We start from the raw sequence: 19,505 nt of genomic DNA on the forward strand, positions 1-19,505 counted from the left end.
GACAAGATAGCCTGGCTGCGTCAGGTGCTCGAGTGGCAGGAAGACGTGGGCCATAGCGGAGAGCTGCGCGAGGGGTTGCAAAACGATATTGCCCCAGACCGCATCTATACCTTCACGCCGGACGGCCACATCATTGATTTACCGAAAGAAGCATCGCCTATCGATTTCGCTTACCGGGTGCATACCGAGGTCGGCCATCGCTGCCGTGGTGCCAAGGTCAATGGGCGTATTGTCCCGCTGACCTATCGCCTAAAGACCGGCCAGCAGGTCGAGATTCTTACCGCCAGCAAGGGCGGGCCGAGTCGCGACTGGCTCAACCCGAGCCTTGGCTATGTGCGCACCTCGCGTGCTCGCTCAAAAATCCAGGCGTGGCTGAAACACCAGAACCGTGACCTCAACCTTGAAGAAGGTCGCGCGCTGTTCGAGCGTGAAATGAAACGCCTGGACGTGCCGGGAATGGATATTCAGCGGCTGGCCAGCAAGGTGAATTACACCTCAGCGGATGACATGTACGCGGCGATCGGCGCGGGTGATTTGCGTATCGGTCAGGTATTGCATCAGGCTCAGCAGTTGTTTGGTGAAAGCGATGGGCATGAGGCGTTGGACAAGCTGCTAGCCAAGCCGCGTCGCCAATCCAACGGTGGCACAGGTGACATCACTGTGCTTGGCGTCGGTAATCTCAAGACCAGCATGGCCAACTGCTGTAGTCCGGTGCCTGGTGAACCGATTGTCGGTTTTATCACCCAGGGACGCGGCGTTACCGTGCACCGCAGCGACTGCAGCAATATCCTGCAGCTGAGCCTTGATGAGCCGCAGCGTATCATCGAGGTGGAATGGGGTGACCGGGCGCGTACCCAGTACCCGGTGGATATCGAGATTGAAGCCTGGGACCGCTCCGGACTGCTTAGTGATGTGACAACCGTGTTAAGTAGCGAAAAGATCAATGTGCTGTCGGTCAATACCCGAATGGACACTGACGACGGTATTGCGCGTCTGTATATCACCCTAGAGGTGGAGGGGCTTGAAATGCTGGGCCGCCTACTGACCAGAATCCAGCAACTGCCTAACGTGTTTGAAGTCCGCCGCCTGAGGGAGGTCAAGCCTGTGGCCTTGCGGAGGGGGCGAAAATGAGTGTGAGTACTAGTGAGCCACGTCATGATCTTGACGACCTGCTGACCCTGATGGCGGTGCTGCGCGACCCGCAGTATGGCTGCCCATGGGATGTGCGTCAGCGCTGGGACACCATAGTGCCGCATACCCTGGAAGAAGCGTACGAAGTGGCCGATGCTATTGAGCGGTGCGCCTATGATGAACTGCCCGGCGAGCTGGGCGACTTGCTGTTCCAAGTGGTCTTTTACAGCAGCATTGGCGCAGAAGAGCAGCGCTTCGATTTTCATGACGTTGTCGACACCCTCACGGCCAAGATGCTGCGCCGGCATCCGCATGTCTTCCCTGACGGCACACTGGCCTCGCGGCGCAGTGGTGTGAGCGCTGAGCAGCTTGAAAGCAGCCAGGTCAATACCCGTTGGGAAGCGCTCAAGGCAGAGGAGCGGAAGGCCTGGAGACAGGCGCCGGCGGCGTCCCAGCCCGCTAGAAGTTCGGTGTTGGACGACGTTCCGCTGGCGCTGCCAGCGTTGTCGCGTGCTGCCAAACTGTCAAAGCGCGCGGCCCGTGTGGGGTTCGACTGGCCAGATACCTCCGGCGTTGTGGCCAAGCTGCATGAGGAGCTGGGCGAGATTGAAGAGGCGCTGGATGCCGGTGATATCAGACATGCTGCCGACGAGATTGGCGACTTGCTGTTTGCGGCGGTGAATCTGGCTAGAAAGCTTGGGGCTGACCCGGAAGACTGCCTGCGTGGCACTAACCGCCGGTTTGAGCAGCGCTTTCGTCATGTCGAGCAGGCCTTGGCCTGCGACGGCCTGACGCCTGGCGAGTCGAGCCTTGAGCGTATGGATCAGCTATGGTGTGAGGCCAAGCAAGCGGCACAACTCAGTTGGCACAACAAGGAGGAGTCTTAGGCATGAGCACCGATCTACACGAGTCACTGCGTGATAACGTCCGGATTCTGGGTGACAGCCTGGGGCATACCATTGCCGATGATCTTGGTGAGGAGTTTGTTGCGCGTATCGAGACCATTCGTGCCTTGGCCAAGCAGGGGCAGCAGGGCGAGCGTGAAGGCCGTCAGGCGCTGATCGAATACCTGCGTGAACTGCCCGACAACGAACTGCTGCCCGTGACCCGGGCGTTTAACCAGTTTCTTAATCTGGCCAATATCGCCGAACAGCACTACCGTGCCCGCTTCCGGCACGTGGAAGACTATAAGCCAGGCACCCAGCCCATGTTAGGAGACCTGCTCAAGCGCGCCATTGAAAATGGACACTCGCCGCGCAGGCTGGTGCAGGCGCTGGCAGAAATGCGCGTTGAGCTGGTGCTTACCGCGCATCCTACTGAGATTATCCGGCGCACCCTGATCCAGAAATACGACGCCATTGACGACTGTCTGACCGATATCGAGTCGTCCACCGACTATCCCGAGCGAGGTGCGCGGGCCCGAGGGCGGCTGTCTGAACTGGTCGGCCAGGCCTGGCATACGGATGAAATCCGCCACGAGCGCCCTACGCCTGTGGATGAAGCCAAGTGGGGGTTTGCGGTTATCGAGAACTCGCTGTGGAAAGCCGTGCCGGACTTCCACCGTGATCTGGACAATCTACTGCTGGACGTTGCCGGTGAGCGTTTGCTCCTGGACGCCGCACCCATTCGTTTCGCTTCCTGGATGGGCGGCGACCGCGATGGGAACCCCAATGTCACCGCCAAAGTAACTCGCGAAGTTCTGCTGCTGGGCCGCTGGATGGCCGCGGATCTGTATCTGCGTGACCTGGACCAGCTCAAGAATGAACTGTCGATGTGGAAGGCCAACAGCGCGCTGCGTGCTGAAGTCGGCGATGTCGCTGAACCGTATCGTGAACTGCTCAAGCGTTTGCTGGTGCGGGTGGAGTCGACCCGTGACTGGGCCAAGGCGCGTCTTGACGGTAAACCTTATGATGGCGGGCCGATCATCGAAACCCGCGACCAGCTATATTCTCCTCTGCTGGCCTGTTACCGCTCGCTGTGCGATGTGGGGCTGGACATAATCGCTAATGGTGTGCTGCTCGATACGTTGCGCCGGGTGGCTGTGTTTGGCGTTACCTTGGCCAAGCTGGATCTGCGTCAGGAGGCCGCTCGCCATGAGCAGGTGATGGAGGAGCTGACCGAATCGTTGGGCATTGGTCACTACCGTGAATGGAATGAACAGCAGCGCCAGGAATTCCTGCTAGATGAGCTGGCGTCACGCCGTCCGCTGATTCCACGCCGTTGGGAGTGTTCTGCTGAAACTCGAGAAGTCATTGATACCTTCCGGGTAGCGGCCAATGAGCCTGCCGAGTCATTGGGCACCTATGTGATTTCCATGGCGGCCCAACCTTCTGACGTGTTGTGTGTGGCGTTGCTGATGAAAGAGGTGGGCGGCGGTGCCAAGTTACCAATTGCCCCGCTATTTGAAACCCTCGATGACCTTAACCGGGCGCCGGATGTGGTCGACCAGCTGCTGAGTCTGCCGGGCTATCGGGCGCTGGTCGGCAACTGTCAGGAAGTCATGATCGGCTATTCCGACTCGGCCAAAGATGCTGGTCAGCTAGCTGCCGCCTGGGCGCAATACCGGGCGCAGGAAGGTCTGGTTGGAGTGTGCCGCCGCCATGATATCAAGCTGACTCTGTTTCACGGTCGTGGTGGTACAGTCGGGCGTGGCGGTGGTCCCGCTCACGCTGCCATCCTGTCGCAGCCGCCAGGTTCAGTCAATGGCAGCCTGAGGGTGACCGAGCAGGGCGAGATGATCCGCTTCAAATTCGGTCAGCCGGACATCGCCCTGCGTTCCATGGAGATCTATGCCTGTGCGGTGCTTGAAGGCACCTTGCTGCCACCACCGGAACCCAAGCCAGCGTGGCGCGCCGAAATGGAACGCTTGTCCGGTATTGCCCACCAGGGCTACGTCAGCGTGGTGCGAGAAGACCCTGACTTCGTGCCATATTTCCGTGCGGTGACACCAGAGGCCGCTCTTGGCCGGCTGCCACTGGGCTCGCGCCCTGCTAAACGCCGACAGGATGGCGGCGTAGAAACGTTGCGTGCCATTCCGTGGATTTTTGCCTGGACTCAGACCCGCCTGATGCTGCCTGCCTGGTTGGGTAGCGGTGAAGCTTTTGCTAGGCGTCTGGCGGAAGAGGAGGGGCTTAAAGCGTTGCAGGAGATGCGCCACCAGTGGCCGTTCTTTGGCACCTACCTGGACATGCTAGAAATGCTGCTGGCCAAGGCCGATGTGGATATCGCCACCTACTACGAGCACCGGCTGGTCAATGAGCCCGCGCTTGAACAGTTGGGTGAGCGTCTTCGGAAGCGCTTTGCCAACCTTAACGAGGCGCTATTGATTATCCTCGATCAGCAGACCTTGCTGGAAAGCACGCCGCTGATTCGCCAGGCGATAGAGGTGCGTAATCCGTATATCGACCCGCTCCATGGGCTGCAGGCCGAGCTATTGCAGCGTAACCGCGACGCTGATGGTGCGATTAGTGCGGATCTGTCTCGCGCGTTGATGGTGACCATGGCAGGTATTGCCGCGGGGCTGCGTAACACGGGCTAGGTTCCGGCACCGTACTGAAAGAAAACAGCCATGATACGCATCGGGCCACCACTGAGGTTTTCAGGGTGGCCCGATTTGTGAGGATAAGCTCACAGTAAGCAAGAGTCAGTGGCAGCAACACGGCCAACGCAACAGCTGTCTGTCAGCTGGCGAGTCATCAGAATGGAATATGCACCGAAGCGGTTACCATGTTGAGGTGCGACAGGCTGGGCTCGTCGAAGCGCTCGTAGTTGAGTCGGCTGATGACGCCGTTGACTGCCAGGTGGGCGCCAAAGCCATTAACTCGCGCCATACCGCCTTTGATGCTGGCGTCGGGTCGGCCGGTCACAATTTCGCCCTGCCAGCCGGCATAGCCAGATTTGGCATACATGCCGAAGTCGCCCATCCGTATACCGGCCAGGAGACTACCACCGAGGCTGGTGGTATCCACCAGCTGGCTGGAGCCGTGGCTTGCCACAAAGGGCACTTCGTCGCTTTCGCGGTAGTCAATCTCGGCACCGAAATCGAGCAGCGGGAAGTCCATGGGAGTGAAGCCAGCAGTAAGCCTGAAGCCCGACGTAACGCCGTCCATTGACGACACGCTATTACCCAGAAGCTCAAGGCCCTCACCAATGCTGGTTAGGTAGGAGCCCTGATAGAAATAACTGGACGACTCAGAGACATCCTGTGGGTGCTGGGTGGCAAGGGCACTCTGGGTGCCAAGTGAGAGCACAGGCAACGCTGTCAGCAGTAGCAGCCGTGACAGGGTTTGTCTGGATAGTGCTTGTGTCGACAAAGCCCGTTGGCGCTGGGTTCCTGATCTGTTCATGGATCTGACCCCGGAAACATTCGCCGCCGAGTGTGGCGTTATCGTGAGATAGAGATTACCAATAATAGCAGGCAGTTCGGTGCCCGGCCAGTCGCTCCAGGCAGCGGCTATTTGCAGCTATCCACGCGAAGCCAGCCATTTCAGCAGTGCTCTGAGCCCTGGTGCTGGGATCCCGTAGCGCTCAGCCGCATCGCATAACGGGCCCAGAATGGCAGCGTGCTCGGTGGGTCGCTCGGCGAGAATGTCTTGCAACATAGAGGCCCGGTTGTTGGCGGCCGCGTCGATCACGCTCCAGATGAGGCCGTGCCAGCCCAAGGAGGGCGGGTGAATGCCTTCAGCGGCAAGGACGGCCTGAATTTCGTCGATCAGTTCCGTCACCATGGGCCGAAACGGGCGGTCGCGGAGCTGGCCGTTGCGGATTCGGTAACGCGCGACCAGAGGGTTGATGGCCGCGTTGATGGCTAGTTTGTGCCACAGTCTGAGGCGGATGTCGGCTACCGCCTCGGCGCTCATACCAGTGGCCACGAGCCGCTGTGCCAGTTGGGTAGCAAGCTCAGGGTAGTGGTTATCCAGATCGCCGATAACGGTGTGTCCACGCCCCGCGTGGATCACACGCTGCTGGTCAGGGCTGTCGTTGATATAAGCGCCTTCGGTAGTGCTGGCGCACAGCACCGGGCCGGGCCAGCTGGCGCTGATGGTCGGTTGTACGGTAAAGCCGTTCTGCCACAGTACCAGCGCGGCAGTCGGCGGCAGAATGCCGCTGAGCGAATCGAGTGCCGCTTCGGTGGCATAGGCTTTAGTGGTTAGGTAAACGGTTTCAACCTTGTTCACAGTACTCCGGCTCAGCTGGCTGCTTACTAGGCTGTGTAGCTGTCGCTCAAGTATCTTGCCGTCAGGGGTGACCAAGGAGTGGTGCGAGCCCAACTCACGGCGTCCTACCAGCAGTACCGGCACCTGCAGTGACAGATGCATGGCCAGCAGGCGCCCCACCGCGCCAGGGCCAACAATCAACGTTGTGTTTGCTGTTGATACCTCCTCTGGCATGCTTTGCTTCCTTATTCTGAACCTGGCTTTAGCGTGATGATGCGGTGGTTTTTTTACGCGTCGCTTTTCTTTTTCTCACCGTTTTCTTGCCCATGCCTTTCAAACCGGCGAAGTTCTGCTTTTCTACTTCAATGATCAGTGCCCTCAGGCCTTCCGTCAACGGCTGCATGAAGTGTCCATAGCGCATCCGTTTTTCACTGATGGCGTCTAGTTGCGACTCCCAGTGTGCTGTCATATCGGGAGCCACCATGCGTTCGGGCAGGGTTTTTACGAGTTGCTTTCCGATATCGGTTGAGTGGATCTCTTTGCCTTTTTTGGTCAGAAACTGGCGCTTGAACAACAGCTCGATGATGCCTGCGCGGGTGGCTTCGGTACCGAGCCCGTCGGTTGCTCTGAGCACTTTTTTGATCTCAGGGTCTGAGACAAACCGAGCGATGCCCGTCATGGCAGCCAGCAGGGTTGTATCCGTAAAGCGCTTCGGCGGGCTGGTCTGCTTTTCGTCCAGCCGTCCTTCAGCGCAGGCTACAGAATCACCCGTTTTGACATTCGGCAATGCTACTGACGAGAACTCGCCATCTTGCTTTGCATTTCTCTGGGGCGGCAATAGAGCCTTCCAGCCATCGGAAACGACAGACTTTTGCTTAGCGATAAACAAGCCGCCTTCAAGCTCGCTATCAATCTGATGCTCTGCATATTGAAAGGGTGGGTAGAACTGCATCAGGTACTGTCGGGCAACAAGTTCGTAGATATTCTTCTCATCCTGTGACAGCCGATCAGAAGGCATTGACCTGGATGTCGGAATGATGGCGTGGTGGGCACCCACTTTCGAGTCGTTCCATGCCTTGCTCCTCAAGCCGAGGTCAGCGTTATTTACGGCATTAGCAAGCGACGTTGTTGTTTTGGCAATCGACTGCGTTACGGTTTTACGCTCGTCATAGTGGCCGTTTGGCAGATAACGACAATCAGACCGTGGGTAGGTGATCAGCTTATGACGCTCGTATAACTGCTGGCATATATCCAGCGTCTTTTGAGCGTTAAGGTTGAAGCGTTTCGAAGCATCAATCTGTAGAGCAGACAGGTTGTAGGGCAAGGGCGCAGGCTGTTTTTTCTTGTCACGTTTAACGGCTTTGATGCTGCCGTTTTTTCCTCTCACTTTATCTAGCACGATTTCTGCAAGTTTGCGTGAGACCACACGACCCTCTTCATCCATGTAAGGCTCACAAGCAGTGCTGGGTTTCCACTTTGCGATAAAGGACTCCCCCGCTTGTGTTTGAAGCGTGATGAACACCTCATAGAAGGGCTTGGAGGCAAAGTTTTCTATTTCCTGGTCACGGTGTACTACCAAGCCCAAAACGGGTGTCTGTACACGCCCAATGGACAAAACACCGTTATAACCAGCACTTTGCCCTAGCAGGGTGCATAGGCGAGTCATATTGATACCGTACAACCAGTCCGCTCTGGCTCTTGCCAAGGCTGATGTCGCTAACGGAATGAAATCGGTGTTCTTGCGTAGATCATTCAGCGCTTTTTTAATCGCAGCGGGGTTCATGTCGTTAACGAGACAGCGCAAAGTGGCGTCGCGTTTTGCTTTATTCACCCCTGAGTAATTAATGACTTCATCAACCAGGATTTGGCCTACGCGGTCAGGGTCACCCATGTTGATGAGTTGATCGGCTTCTTTAATCAGTTTTTTGACTGTATTGAACTGCGAGCGGGTTTTGCTTTTAACATGATGCTTCCATTCCACCGGGATGATGGGCAGGTGCTCTTTCTTCCATTTCTTGTACTCGGGGGCATAAGCCTCCGGCTCGGCCTGTTCCAGTAAATGGCCAATACACCAGGTAACAACATCGCCATTCCCCGCCCTGATAAACCCATCCCCTTTTTGGTGAGGTTTGGGAAGCACGTCGGCAACTGCGCGTCCGACACTGGGTTTTTCGGCAATGATCAGGCGCATGTCTCGGGTCCGGTAATGTCAGGTGGCGGTAACAGGAGCGTCAGATGGTACCCAATACCTGCAGGCGTAGGGTGACCATAAGCGCCGAGGCCAGCAGCAGGCGCTTCCAGGGCATGTCGTCAAGCCCGGGGCGCGCAACACGCTGCCATGAAAGCTGGGTTAGGGCGCTGATCACCAGCCCAAGCAGCGCGCCACCGACAATGTCGCTGAGCCAGTGTACGCCAAGCAGCACACGCGACAGAGCCATCATCATGCCGGCCACAATGGCTGCCCAGTAAACCCAGAAGCGACGTGCCATGGGCAACTGGGTAGCGATAAAGGCGGCCATCAGGCCAAGCAGCAGGATGGTCGTTGACGCATGGGCGCTGGGGTAAGAGAAAGACTCGCTCAGGTGCTCGGGTGCCCAGGGACGGCCACGGCCAATGCTGATCTTGCCCAGGGTGTTAAGCAGCGCAATGCCGATCAAGGCGGCGCTCCAATGGGCAAACAGGTCGACGCGTTTACGCCATAACATCCATGCCGCCCAGGGAATGATGATCGCGATGATGCCGTACATGTCGCCGACACGGTCCAGTGTGCTGGCCAGATTCAATTGGCCGGGCTGAACAAACTCCATGACTAGGTCGCGGAGCTGGATATCCAGGCGGAAAGGGCCATGGACATGGATGACAGCAATGGACAGGCCCGAAAACGCAGTTAGTGATGTCAGCAGCAATAGCCAGCTGGCCAGCGGCGGCTCACTACGCTGTGGAGTGATGAGCCTTAGCCACAGTCCGCGCATCAGCCGGTTGCGCCGAGCCAGGTTGGTGAAAAGCCAATAGACTCTGCCGCCGCGCTGCAGCTGTAGGCGCAGCCAGGAAAACACGATAGCCAACATAACGATGAGTATGCTCAGGCTGATTAGCCAGCTGCGCAGCTCGTGCGACATGATTGGCATGTACTGCCAGGCGTGGCCGAGTAGGTAACCGGGAAGAATATAGGCCGGTGCCCACAGCACGGCAGAAGCCAGATTGGCCATGATGAACAGGCGCGGCGACATATGCATCATGCCGCCGACCAGGGGAATGATGGGGCGTACCGGCCCCACGAAGCGGCCAATAAAGATCGACAGGGTGCCGTAGCGCTCGAAGAACTTCTGCCCCTGCTCCAACCACTGGGGGTAACGGCTGAGTGGCCACACTGAGCGGACATGTTCGCGCTGGGAATAGCCCAGCCAGAAGCTCAGACCATCACCGATGACAGCACCGCTAAAGGCCGCTGCCAGCAGTGGAAACATGGCAACTTCCTGGTGCCCGGCCAGCGAAGCCGCGGCGGTGAGCACCACCACGCCGGGTAGCAAAATACCAACCAGAGCGAGTGACTCAAGCAGCGAAATAGCGGCAACAACAAGCAGCAGGGTGGTGGGCGAGGGCGCCCAGGCATTCAGTGCATCAACAAGGTTCACGGTGTGTCTGGCTCCAGTAGCAGGTTGCACAGGCTAGCCGATGAGTCCGGTGCTTGTGAACTACATCGCCACTTTGTGTTTGCCGTTCATGGTGACTTAGTATTGAAGGTATTGGATGGGTAGCGCCCGTCTGCATGGCCTGCTCTGGGCCTACATTGCCGTTGTATCCGGGCTTTCTATCTGTCAGGGCTTTTCTCAGGAGTTACTCAAAGGCATGACCGCTCACGTTTCCCATTCTGCGACCACTATTGATGACGTTCACACGTATATGCTGGGTCTTGGCGAGCAGGCCAAAGGTGCGGCTGCTCAGCTGCGTAGCGCTGATACTGCGCTCAAGAACGCGGCCCTGCTGGCCATGGCTGAGGCGCTGGAAGCCGCTCGCCCCGAGTTGCTGGCCGCCAATGCCCGTGACCTGGCCCGTGGCCGTGACAACGGCCTGGATGCGGCGCTGCTGGACCGCTTGGCGCTGGATGACAGTCGCATCGATGCCATGATTACCGGGCTTGGCCAGGTGGCGGCCCTGCCGGACCCTGTTGGTGCCATTGACGGCATGCGCAGCATGCCAAGCGGCCTGCAGATCGGCCAGATGCGCGTGCCGTTGGGGGTGATCGGTATCATCTACGAGTCGCGCCCCAACGTTACCATCGAAGCGGCAAGCCTGTGCCTGAAGTCAGGCAATGCCTGCATCCTGCGTGGCGGCTCTGAGGCCAGCGAGTCCAACGCTGCTCTAGCTGGCTGCATCGCCCAAGGACTTGCGCGTGCTGGTCTGTCGGCTGCCGCGGTGCAGGTCGTGGCAACCACCGATCGAGCGGCCGTAGGCACATTGATCAGCATGGCTGAATATGTGGATGTGATCATTCCGCGCGGCGGGAAGTCACTGATCGAGCGTATCAGCCGTGACGCCAGGGTGCCGGTGATCAAGCACTTGGATGGTGTCTGCCATGTTTATGTCGACGCCAGTGCGGACACTGACAAAGCGTTGGCAATTGCCATTAACGCTAAAACTCAGCGTTATGGCACGTGCAATACCATGGAAACACTGCTGGTGGATGCGCCTCTGGCCGCATCGCTGCTGCCGCAGCTGGCAGCGGGCTACGGCGAGCATGAGGTAGAGTTGCGCGGCTGCGAGCGCACCCGTGAAGTGCTGGGTGATATCAAGGCGGCCACTGAGGAAGACTGGCAGGCAGAATATCTGGCGCCGGTGTTGGCGATTCGCGTCGTGGACGGCATCGAAGCGGCCATGCAGCATATCGAGCGTTACAGCTCCGGTCATACCGAGGCCATCGTGACCGAAAACTATACACTGGCGCGGCGCTTTCTAGCCGAGGTCGACTCCAGTTCGGTCATGGTCAATGCCTCAACGCGCTTTGCGGATGGCTTCGAGTACGGCCTGGGTGCCGAGATCGGCATCTCTACGGATCGTCTGCATGTCCGCGGCCCTGTCGGGCTTGAGGGCCTGACCACACGCAAGTACGTGGTATTCGGTGACGGTCAGACTCGGCAGTGACACCCATGCAGCAAGTTCAACCACGTGTCGCCATGTTCGGCGGTACCTTTGACCCGGTACACCTGGGGCATTTGCGCAGCGCCGTTGAGCTGCGCGAAGCCTTGGGGCTGGACTGCGTACATATGCTGCCTGCTGCCCGCCCGCCGCTGCGCGAGGTACCGGGTGTCAGCGCTGAACATCGGTTGGAGCTGCTGCAGCTGGGCATAGGAGATACTCCGGGGCTGGTGGCGGACGGACGTGAGCTCAAGCGCTCGGGGCCGTCCTACAGTGCCGATACCCTGACTGAGTTGCGCGCAGAGTATGGAGACCAGGCACGGCTGGTAATGGCCCTGGGCCATGATGCTTTTCTCCGGCTGGCCGACTGGCATGCCCCCGAACGGCTGTTTGAACTGGCACATGTGGTGGTGATGGAGCGGCCGGACCATGGGGCTGCGTTGTCAGTAGCGCTTGGCGAACTGATTGCCGGTCGTGATGTCCAAACGGCGGATCAGCTGATGGCGAGTCCGGCAGGAGGGCTGTTGCGCCTCAGCCTACCTACGCGCATGGCAGTTTCAGCCACAGAGGTTCGCCAGCGGTTGGCCAGTGGCCGTAGTGTGCGCTACCTGTTGACCGCTGAAGTGGAGCGGCGTTTGTTGGCGCTTGGCTTATATGGAGCAGGCGATGGTTAATGTTTTGGCGTAAAGATCGCTGGTCTGGGCTTAAAGATCGCTGCTTGCTGCTTCAAGAGCCGCTACAATAGACGGTCAGCTATCCAAAATCAGAGGGTTGAATCAAAGAGCATGCATAGCGACGCACTGAAGACACTGGTTGTTGACGCGCTGGAAGACGTCAAGGCCAAGGATATCGCGCTGATGGACGTTTCGCGTCTAACCAGCGTTACTGAATGGATGATTGTAGCTAGCGGGACATCCAGTCGACATTTGTCGGCACTCTCCCAGCAAGTGGTTTTCAAGGCCAAGAACGCAGGTGTGCCGCCGCTGGGCGTCGAGGGTGAGGGCGGTGCCGAATGGGTACTGGTCGATCTTGGCGATGTGGTTGTTCATCTGATGATGCCCGAGACGCGGGAGCTCTACGATCTGGAGCGCTTGTGGGCTGATTTGCCACCAGATGACCAGTCCGTCGTTGAGGAGCAGCACCGTCAGCACTGACGCCACCGGGCAAGGATAATGCCAAGAGCAACGCCAAGGAGGCAGTGCCATGAAAGATTGCCTGCCAGGAGCTGTCAATGAAGGTCAGGATTCTGGCTGTCGGCACCCGCATGCCTGACTGGGTGAGCCGGGGCGTTGAAGAATACCGCAAGCGCCTGCCGCGTGATTTTGCGCTGGAAATTGAAGAGATTGCCCCCGGTACAAGAGGGCGTAATGCTGACGTCGGGCGTGCCATCGCGGTGGAGGGCGAACGCGTGCGTGCGCGGCTCAAGGGCAACGAGCACTTGGTAGCTTTGGAAGTGAAGGGCAAGCCCTGGAGCACTGAAACGCTGGCCCGGGAAGCCGATAGCTGGCGTATGCAGGGGCGTGACGTGGTGCTGCTGGTGGGTGGGCCGGATGGTCTCGAGCCTGGGCTTTCGGCAGAAGCCCACCAGCGTTGGTCCCTGTCACCGCTAACGCTTCCGCATCCGCTGGTGCGGATTGTGCTGGCTGAGCAGCTTTATCGTGCCTGGACGCTGATGGTCGGCCACCCCTACCACCGATGAGTGACTGAGGTTTTTCTGCTGCATGCGTCTGCACCGCAACCCCGTCAAGGATCCCCAAAGAGAACTATACGTTTACCGTGTTCGGATGCTGCTGGCCGTGGTGCTGGTGGTACTGCTTACCGGCCTGCTGGGTGCACGGCTTTATTACCTTCAAGTTGTCCAGCACGAGGTCTACAGCACACGCTCTGATAAGAATCGCGTCAGAGTTGAGCCACTGCCACCTAGCCGCGGCTTGATCTACGACCGCAATGGCGAACTGTTGGCTGAAAACCTGCCGACCTATAACTTGATGCTGGTACGTGAGCGGGTGGATGACCTCGACGACACGCTGAGGCTGTTGGTTGATCTGCTTGAGTTGCCAGAGGATGAGGTCGAGTCTTTGCGCGCCCGCTCGCGGCAGCGACAGCGTCCTTACCAACCTGCACTGCTGATCAGTGATCTCAATGAGTTACAGATTGCCCGTCTTGCCGTCAACCGCTATCGCCTGCCGGGGGTTGAGGTTGAGGCGCAGTTTTTGCGCCATTACCCGGACAGCGAGATCATGTCGCATGTACTGGGCTATGTTGGCCGCATCAATGCACAAGAGCTTGAGCGTATCGACAGCGGCGACTATGCCGGCACGCACTATATCGGCAAGACAGGTGTCGAGCTGTCCTATGAAAATGAACTGCATGGCAAGGCGGGGTTGCGCAAGGTTGAGGCCAATGCCCGCGGCAGGGTGCTGCGCGAGCTGGAGCGTGAAGACTCGGTTTCTGGAAAGGATCTGAAGCTGACCATCGACAAGCCGCTTCAGCAGCTGGCTTTTGACCTGCTGGACGGACGGCGCGGTGCCATTGTTGCCATCGATCCGAGTAACGGCCAGATTCTGGCCCTTGCCTCGGTGCCCGGGTTTGATACCAACCAGTTCGTTACCGGCATCAATGTGAAAGACTACCGGGCGCTGCAACAGGATATCGATCTGCCATTGTTCAACCGTGCCATCCGCGGTAGTTATCCGGCCGGCTCGACCATCAAGCCCTTCATGGCAATTGCAGGGCTGGCGTCCGAGGTCATTACGCCGGATAAAACCACCTATGACCCGGGCTATTACCAGCTTCCCAATGACGATCGTCGCTATCGCAACTGGCTGCGCTGGGGACATGGTCGCGTTGACATGGAGCGCTCTCTGGCTGTATCCAACAATACGTACTACTACTCGCTGGCTCATGACCTGGGGATTGACCGCATTAACGAGCAGTTGTCGAGATTTGGTTTTGGCCAGCGAAATACCGCAGATGTGGCGGGTGAGGGCAGTGCACTACTGCCGTCCCGAGATTGGAAGCGCCAGCGTTTTAATCAGTCTTGGTATCCGGGCGAAACGCTGTCCGTGGGCATTGGCCAGGGGTATCTGCAGGTGACACCGCTGCAGCTGGCAACGGCGACAGCGGTGCTTGCCAACCGCGGCCACTGGGTAAAGCCGCGCCTTGCGCTGGAAATTGGTGGCGAGTCGCTGGCCCAGGCGTTGCCTGATACGCCGAAAGATATCGTGCTGCCCGATGAGGGCTGGTGGGATCGTGTGTTTTCAGGCATGCAAAAGGTTATCAGTGGCCGCGAAGGTACCGCGCGGCGTACTGGGGTAGGGCTGAAATACCCGATGGCGGGGAAGTCAGGCACCGCTCAAGTGTTCTCGCTGGGCCAGAATGAACAGTATAACGCTTCCCAGATACGCGAGCGGCTGCGTGATCATGCACTCTTTGTGGCCTTTGCTCCAACTGATGAGCCCAAGATTGCGGTGTCAGTGATTGTCGAGAACGCGGGGGGCGGTAGCAGTCACGCCGCAGGCCTTGCTCGCGCTATGAGCGACTTCTGGCTGCTTGAGCGCAACGCCGGAGAGTTGCCTGAGTCGCCGGCAGATCAAACACCAGAAATCCCATCAGATGAAGCATCTGACGTGGAGGCTGTGCCATGACGAAAAGCGCCCTAGGAATATCGCCCGGCAGCCTGTCACGCAAGCGCAGTTACTGGGAGCGGATTCACCTTGACCCTTGGTTGTTGTTGTTGCTCATAGTGCTGATGGTCAGCGGGCTGGGTGTGCTGTACAGCGCCAGTGGACAGGACCTGGATGCGGTAATAGGTCAGGGGCTGCGTTTCATATTTGCACTGGTGGTCATGGTGGTACTAGCGCAGCTGTCGCCGACCACGTTTCAGCGCTGGGCGCCAGTCGCCTACGTGCTGGGTGTCGCCATGCTGGTGGCGGTAGAAATTATGGGTGATATGGGCATGGGTGCCCAGCGCTGGCTGGAAATACCGGGCGTGATGCGTTTTCAGCCGTCTGAACTGATGAAGCTGGCCATGCCGATGATGGTGGCTGCCTGGCTGAGCCGTCGTCCGTTGCCGCCGCGACTGCGGGATCTCGCCGTATGTGCCGTGCTGATTGGTGCGCCTGTGCTATTGATTGCACGACAGCCTGATCTTGGCACATCGCTGCTGGTGGCCTTGTCAGCAATATTCGTGGTGTTGCTGGCAGGGCTTTCGTGGCGGGTGATTGCTCTGTTGGCAGCACTGGCGGCCTCTGCACTGCCATTGTTGTGGATGAATATGCACGGCTACCAGAAGCGTCGTGTCTTGACCTTCCTAGACCCGGAGACGGATCCGCTGGGGGCCGGCTGGAACATCATCCAGTCAACCACGGCCATTGGCAGCGGCGGAGTATGGGGGAAAGGCTGGCTCAAGGGGACCCAATCCCAGCTTGAGTTTCTCCCCGAGCGCCACACGGACTTCATTGTCGCTGTGCTGGGCGAGGAGTTCGGGCTGGTGGGCATGCTGGCTTTTCTTGTCCTTTACCTGTTGATCATATGCCGGGGCCTGTGGCTGGCCAGCGCGGCGCAGGAAACCTTTGGCCGCCTGCTGGCCGGCAGTATCATGCTGACCTTTTTCATCTATGTGTTTGTTAATGTAGGCATGGTCAGCGGTCTTCTGCCGGTTGTGGGTGTGCCTCTGCCGTTGGTCAGCTACGGTGGAACCTCCAGCGTGACCTTGCTGGCGGGTTTCGGTATTCTCATGTCAGTTCACGCGCAGCGTCGTTTGCTGCCGCGCTAGAGGCGCACTAGAGGGCAGGGCTAGGGGCGGCACTCCCAGCACTATGCAGTGGATATCCGTGCCATGACGTGAGGCAATGCCCACTGTGGTTACCGTAATGCCAGCTTCTTTGGAGAAGAACAGGATGTTAGCAATGAAGGGCTTGCAACTCAGACGCTCAAAAGCGCTGCTGATCGGTGGGTTGATGGGATGCCTTGCGGCATCGGGTCAGGTGATGGCAGCAGATTTCGACCCGCGTCGTGGCGAGGTCAAGGTGTTGGTTGATGAGGTCTCGGCGAGCGGGGTGTCTCGAGAGTGGCTGGATGATGCGATGGGGCGTGCTGAGTTCAGCAAGGAAGTGCTAGATGCGATGACCAGTGCCGCGGAGTACAACCTAGTATGGCACAGCTACCGTGATATCTTTCTGGGTGAAGACCGGGTGCGTGAAGGGGTTGAGTTTATCGCCGCACACCGTGAGGCCTTTGAGCGGGCCGAGCAGGTCTATGGTGTGCCACCGGAAGTTGTCGCTGCGATTCTAGGCGTGGAAACCCGATTCGGGCAGATCAAAGGCAAGCACCGGGTGCTGGACTCACTGTCAACGCTGGCGTTCCATCATCCACGCCGGGGCAAGTTTTTTCGGGGTGAGCTGGCTGCTTTTTTGGAAATTGCCTGGAGCCAGCAGGTTGAGCCTGACGAGCTAGTGGGCTCCTATGCGGGCGCCATGGGATACCCGCAATTCATACCTACCAGCTACATGGCGTATGCCGTGGACTTCAACGACGATGGCAAGCGCAACCTGTGGACTGACCCGGTTGATGCCATTGGCAGCATTGGCAACTATTTTGCCGAGCATCGCTGGCAGGCCGGAGCGCCGATCTATCTGGAGGCACAGGGGCCTGCAACGCCACCCGCTGGCATCTCGTTCAACCAGGCCAAGTCGCCCTATGTCAGTGTCAGTCAGCTGGCCCAGAAAGGCATTACCACCGGCGCTGCTATCAGCGGAGACACCAAGGTGGTGCCGCTGGCGCTTGAGCTTGCAGATGGCTCCACCCAGTACCGGATGGGGCTTAACAATTTCTATGTCATCACCCGTTACAATCACAGCTATCTGTATGCCATGGCAGTAACCGAGCTTGCCGAGGCGATTGCTGCGGCTGAGCTGGCGCTTGAGACCGAGAGTGAGACGGGGGCTGGTTTCATCATGGATATACAGTTCGAGGCTGATTCATGAAGCGCTGGTATCAAGTGGCGTTTAGCATGCTGCTGTTGGCAGGCTGTGCAACCACAAAGGATACTGCCCAGCAGGTGACTGACGCAGCCTTGCCCGCTGAAGCGCCGCCCAGTGGTGAGCGCTATCACATGAATTCGGATGCCTATCCCGAAGAGCCGCCGGATGTTAGCCAGGTGCCGGATGCTATGCCACGTGTCGAGCCGCGCTCCAGGGGCGGCAACAAGTCAACCTATGATGTGTGGGGGAAGACCTACCGCGTGCTGGATGATGCCAGCGGCTATAGCCGTGATGGCAATGCCTCGTGGTACGGCAAGAAGTTTCATGGTTACGCCACATCCAATGGTGAAATCTATGACATGTACAAGATGAGTGCCGCTCACCGCTCCTTGCCACTGCCGACATATGCGCGGGTCACCAATAGGGATAACGGGAAGTCCGTGATACTGCGTGTCAACGATCGCGGGCCTTTCCACAGCGAGCGGGAAATTGACCTTTCTTATGCTGCTGCCGCGCGCCTGGGCATTCTTGAAGCCGGCACCGGTCGCGTGAAAGTTGAAGCCATTGATCCGCGCCGCTGGCCGTCAGGTGGCGGTACCGGGACTCCCGCTCCTCGGGCGAGTTCTCAACCACTGGCCAAGCCTCAGGACAAGCCACGGGAACAGCCTCAATACCAGCCTCAGCACCCTCCGGCTGCGGGTGGCACGGTCTATGTTCAGGTGGCTGCTCTGGATTCTGCAGACAGCGCTTATGCGCTTGAAACCCGCCTGGATGAGCTTCTAGATCACCCGGTGCGGATCGAGGACAAGGCCGGGCTGTATCGGGTTCAGGTGGGACCTGTCAGCAGACGCGATGCAGCTGGCGGTGTTCGCCTCAAGCTCCAGCGGGCCGGCTTTGAAGAAACATTCGTTGTCGATAATGTCGAATAAGCTCGTATTATTCCGGTTCAATTTCTAGCCTTGCCAAGAGATCTACTTGCCATGAGAGTTTCATCCTGTTTTCGCTCCTTTCGATGCCTGACCACCTTTCTCGTCGGCGTTGTCCTGGCGGGAAATGTACTGGCTCAGAGCACCGTGCCGGCCCCTGACAAACCGCCAGTGCCACCGGTGATGATCCCCAGTCCGCCGAGCTTGGCTGCCAGTTCCTGGTTGCTGGTGGATGCCGGCAGTGGTCGCATACTGGCTGAGCACAATGCCGATGAACGCTTGCCGCCGGCGAGCCTCACCAAGCTGATGACCGCCTATTTAGTTGAGCGTGAACTGGACAGCGGAAAAATATCCTTGAATGACCTGGTGCCGATCAGCGAGAGAGCGTGGCGCATGGGAGGTTCGAAGATGTTCATCGAAGTGGACACCCAAGTATCGGTCAGTGATCTGCTGCACGGAGTCGTGATTGTTTCCGGCAATGATGCGAGTGTTGCCATGGCAGAATATCTGGCCGGTGGTGAAGCGCCGTTTGCTGACATCATGAACCAGCATGCAGACCGCCTGGGCATGACCAACACACACTTTATGAACGCCACCGGCCTGCCCGATCCGGGCCACTACTCTTCGGCACGCGACTTGGCGAATCTCTCACGCCACATTATTGAAGACTACCCTGAACACTACCAGATGTATGCTCAGAAGCAGTTCACCTTCGGCGGTATTGAGCAGTCTAACCGCAATCGTTTGCTATGGCGTGACGCTTCTGTGGATGGTCTGAAAACCGGTTGGACCAACGAAGCCGGCTTCTGCCTAGTTGCTTCCGCTGAACGTGATGATATGCGTTTGATCTCGGTCGTCATGGGCACTTCGTCAGATGAAGCCAGGGCACAGGAAACCCAGAAGCTGCTCAGCTATGGTTTCCGCTACTTTGAGACTGTCAAGCTGGACGACGCTGGTGCCCAACTGGGTACTACCCGAGTGTGGGGTGGTGATACCAACACCCTTTCTGTGGGTGTTGATAAAGCCGTTATGGTAACCTTGCCGCGAGATCGCCGCGAAGAAATCACCACCGCTATCGATATCCAGCAGGGTCTGGATGCGCCGATTCAGAAGGGGCAGGTAGTAGGGCTGATGACCATCAAACTGGGTAATGAAATTGTTGGTGAGCGTGA

At 58.3% G+C, this 19,505-nt stretch carries 16 protein-coding genes; 12 read left to right on the forward strand and 4 right to left on the reverse strand.

What is annotated here, in order from left to right; all coding sequences use genetic code 11:
• From ACTH3D_RS07895 to ppc, 3 genes are all read left to right on the forward strand, one after another.
• On the forward strand, nt 1–1,131 hold a 1,131-nt coding region (locus ACTH3D_RS07895), incomplete at its 5' end, for a RelA/SpoT family protein (RefSeq protein WP_441666519.1).
• Nucleotides 1,128–2,018 (forward strand): nucleoside triphosphate pyrophosphohydrolase, encoded by an 891-nt coding sequence (gene mazG / locus ACTH3D_RS07900; protein ID WP_441666520.1) that lies wholly within the window; start codon nt 1,128–1,130, stop codon nt 2,016–2,018. The genes ACTH3D_RS07895 and mazG, both read left to right, overlap by 4 nt.
• Nucleotides 2,019–2,020: 2 nt before the next feature.
• Complete coding sequence (gene ppc, locus ACTH3D_RS07905; RefSeq protein WP_441666521.1) at nt 2,021–4,669, forward strand: phosphoenolpyruvate carboxylase; 2,649 nt, start codon at nt 2,021–2,023, stop codon at nt 4,667–4,669.
• A 157-nt stretch (nt 4,670–4,826) separates the two neighbouring features.
• Here ppc and ACTH3D_RS07910 read toward each other — a convergent pair whose 3' ends face one another.
• The 4 genes from ACTH3D_RS07910 to ACTH3D_RS07925 all read right to left on the reverse strand — a co-directional run bounded on the left by ACTH3D_RS07910 (nt 4,827) and on the right by ACTH3D_RS07925 (nt 9,922).
• Nucleotides 4,827–5,477 carry a hypothetical protein gene (locus ACTH3D_RS07910; RefSeq protein ID WP_441666522.1) on the reverse strand — a complete coding sequence of 217 codons (651 nt, stop codon included), beginning with the start codon at nt 5,475–5,477 and terminating at the stop codon, nt 4,827–4,829.
• Nucleotides 5,478–5,594: 117 nt separating this feature from the next.
• The gene (locus ACTH3D_RS07915) at nt 5,595–6,521 is read right to left on the reverse strand and encodes a ketopantoate reductase family protein (RefSeq protein WP_441666523.1); all 927 of its coding nucleotides are present in this window, start codon (nt 6,519–6,521) and stop codon (nt 5,595–5,597) included.
• Between the two features lie 28 nt (nt 6,522–6,549).
• Entirely contained in the window at nt 6,550–8,478 is a 1,929-nt protein-coding gene (locus tag ACTH3D_RS07920) for a DNA topoisomerase III (protein ID WP_441666524.1), read from the reverse strand.
• 40 nt (nt 8,479–8,518) lie between these two features.
• Nucleotides 8,519–9,922, reverse strand: a complete 1,404-nt coding sequence (locus tag ACTH3D_RS07925) for a bifunctional DedA family/phosphatase PAP2 family protein (RefSeq protein ID WP_441666525.1) — start codon at nt 9,920–9,922, stop codon at nt 8,519–8,521.
• Nucleotides 9,923–10,136: 214 nt separating this feature from the next.
• Between ACTH3D_RS07925 and ACTH3D_RS07930 the strand changes: the two genes are divergently transcribed.
• From ACTH3D_RS07930 to ACTH3D_RS07970, 9 genes are all read left to right on the forward strand, one after another.
• Entirely contained in the window at nt 10,137–11,429 is a 1,293-nt protein-coding gene (locus ACTH3D_RS07930) for a glutamate-5-semialdehyde dehydrogenase (RefSeq protein WP_441666533.1), read from the forward strand.
• 5 nt (nt 11,430–11,434) lie between these two features.
• Complete coding sequence (gene nadD / locus ACTH3D_RS07935) at nt 11,435–12,097, forward strand: nicotinate-nucleotide adenylyltransferase (protein WP_441666526.1); 663 nt, start codon at nt 11,435–11,437, stop codon at nt 12,095–12,097.
• Between the two features lie 111 nt (nt 12,098–12,208).
• Nucleotides 12,209–12,577 (forward strand): ribosome silencing factor, encoded by a 369-nt coding sequence (gene rsfS, locus ACTH3D_RS07940; protein ID WP_441666527.1) that lies wholly within the window; start codon nt 12,209–12,211, stop codon nt 12,575–12,577.
• Between the two features lie 77 nt (nt 12,578–12,654).
• Nucleotides 12,655–13,122: a 23S rRNA (pseudouridine(1915)-N(3))-methyltransferase RlmH gene (rlmH, locus tag ACTH3D_RS07945; protein WP_441666528.1), complete on the forward strand. Its 468-nt coding sequence runs from the start codon at nt 12,655–12,657 to the stop codon at nt 13,120–13,122.
• 22 nt (nt 13,123–13,144) lie between these two features.
• Nucleotides 13,145–15,070 (forward strand): penicillin-binding protein 2, encoded by a 1,926-nt coding sequence (gene mrdA, locus ACTH3D_RS07950; RefSeq protein ID WP_441666529.1) that lies wholly within the window; start codon nt 13,145–13,147, stop codon nt 15,068–15,070.
• The gene (gene rodA, locus ACTH3D_RS07955; protein ID WP_441666530.1) at nt 15,067–16,200 is read left to right on the forward strand and encodes a rod shape-determining protein RodA; all 1,134 of its coding nucleotides are present in this window, start codon (nt 15,067–15,069) and stop codon (nt 16,198–16,200) included. The genes mrdA and rodA overlap by 4 nt, the downstream gene beginning before the upstream one ends.
• Before the next feature lie 133 nt (nt 16,201–16,333).
• On the forward strand, nt 16,334–17,410 hold the full coding sequence (mltB, locus tag ACTH3D_RS07960; protein ID WP_441666534.1) for a lytic murein transglycosylase B: 1,077 nt from the start codon (nt 16,334–16,336) through the stop codon (nt 17,408–17,410).
• Nucleotides 17,407–18,336 (forward strand): septal ring lytic transglycosylase RlpA family protein, encoded by a 930-nt coding sequence (locus ACTH3D_RS07965; RefSeq protein WP_441666531.1) that lies wholly within the window; start codon nt 17,407–17,409, stop codon nt 18,334–18,336. The genes mltB and ACTH3D_RS07965 overlap by 4 nt, the downstream gene beginning before the upstream one ends.
• Before the next feature lie 51 nt (nt 18,337–18,387).
• Nucleotides 18,388–19,505: serine hydrolase (locus ACTH3D_RS07970; RefSeq protein ID WP_441666532.1), on the forward strand; the 1,118-nt coding region annotated here is incomplete at its 3' end.

This window comes from Halomonas sp., from assembly GCF_052095765.1.
Taxonomy (GTDB): Bacteria; Pseudomonadota; Gammaproteobacteria; order Pseudomonadales; family Halomonadaceae; genus Halomonas.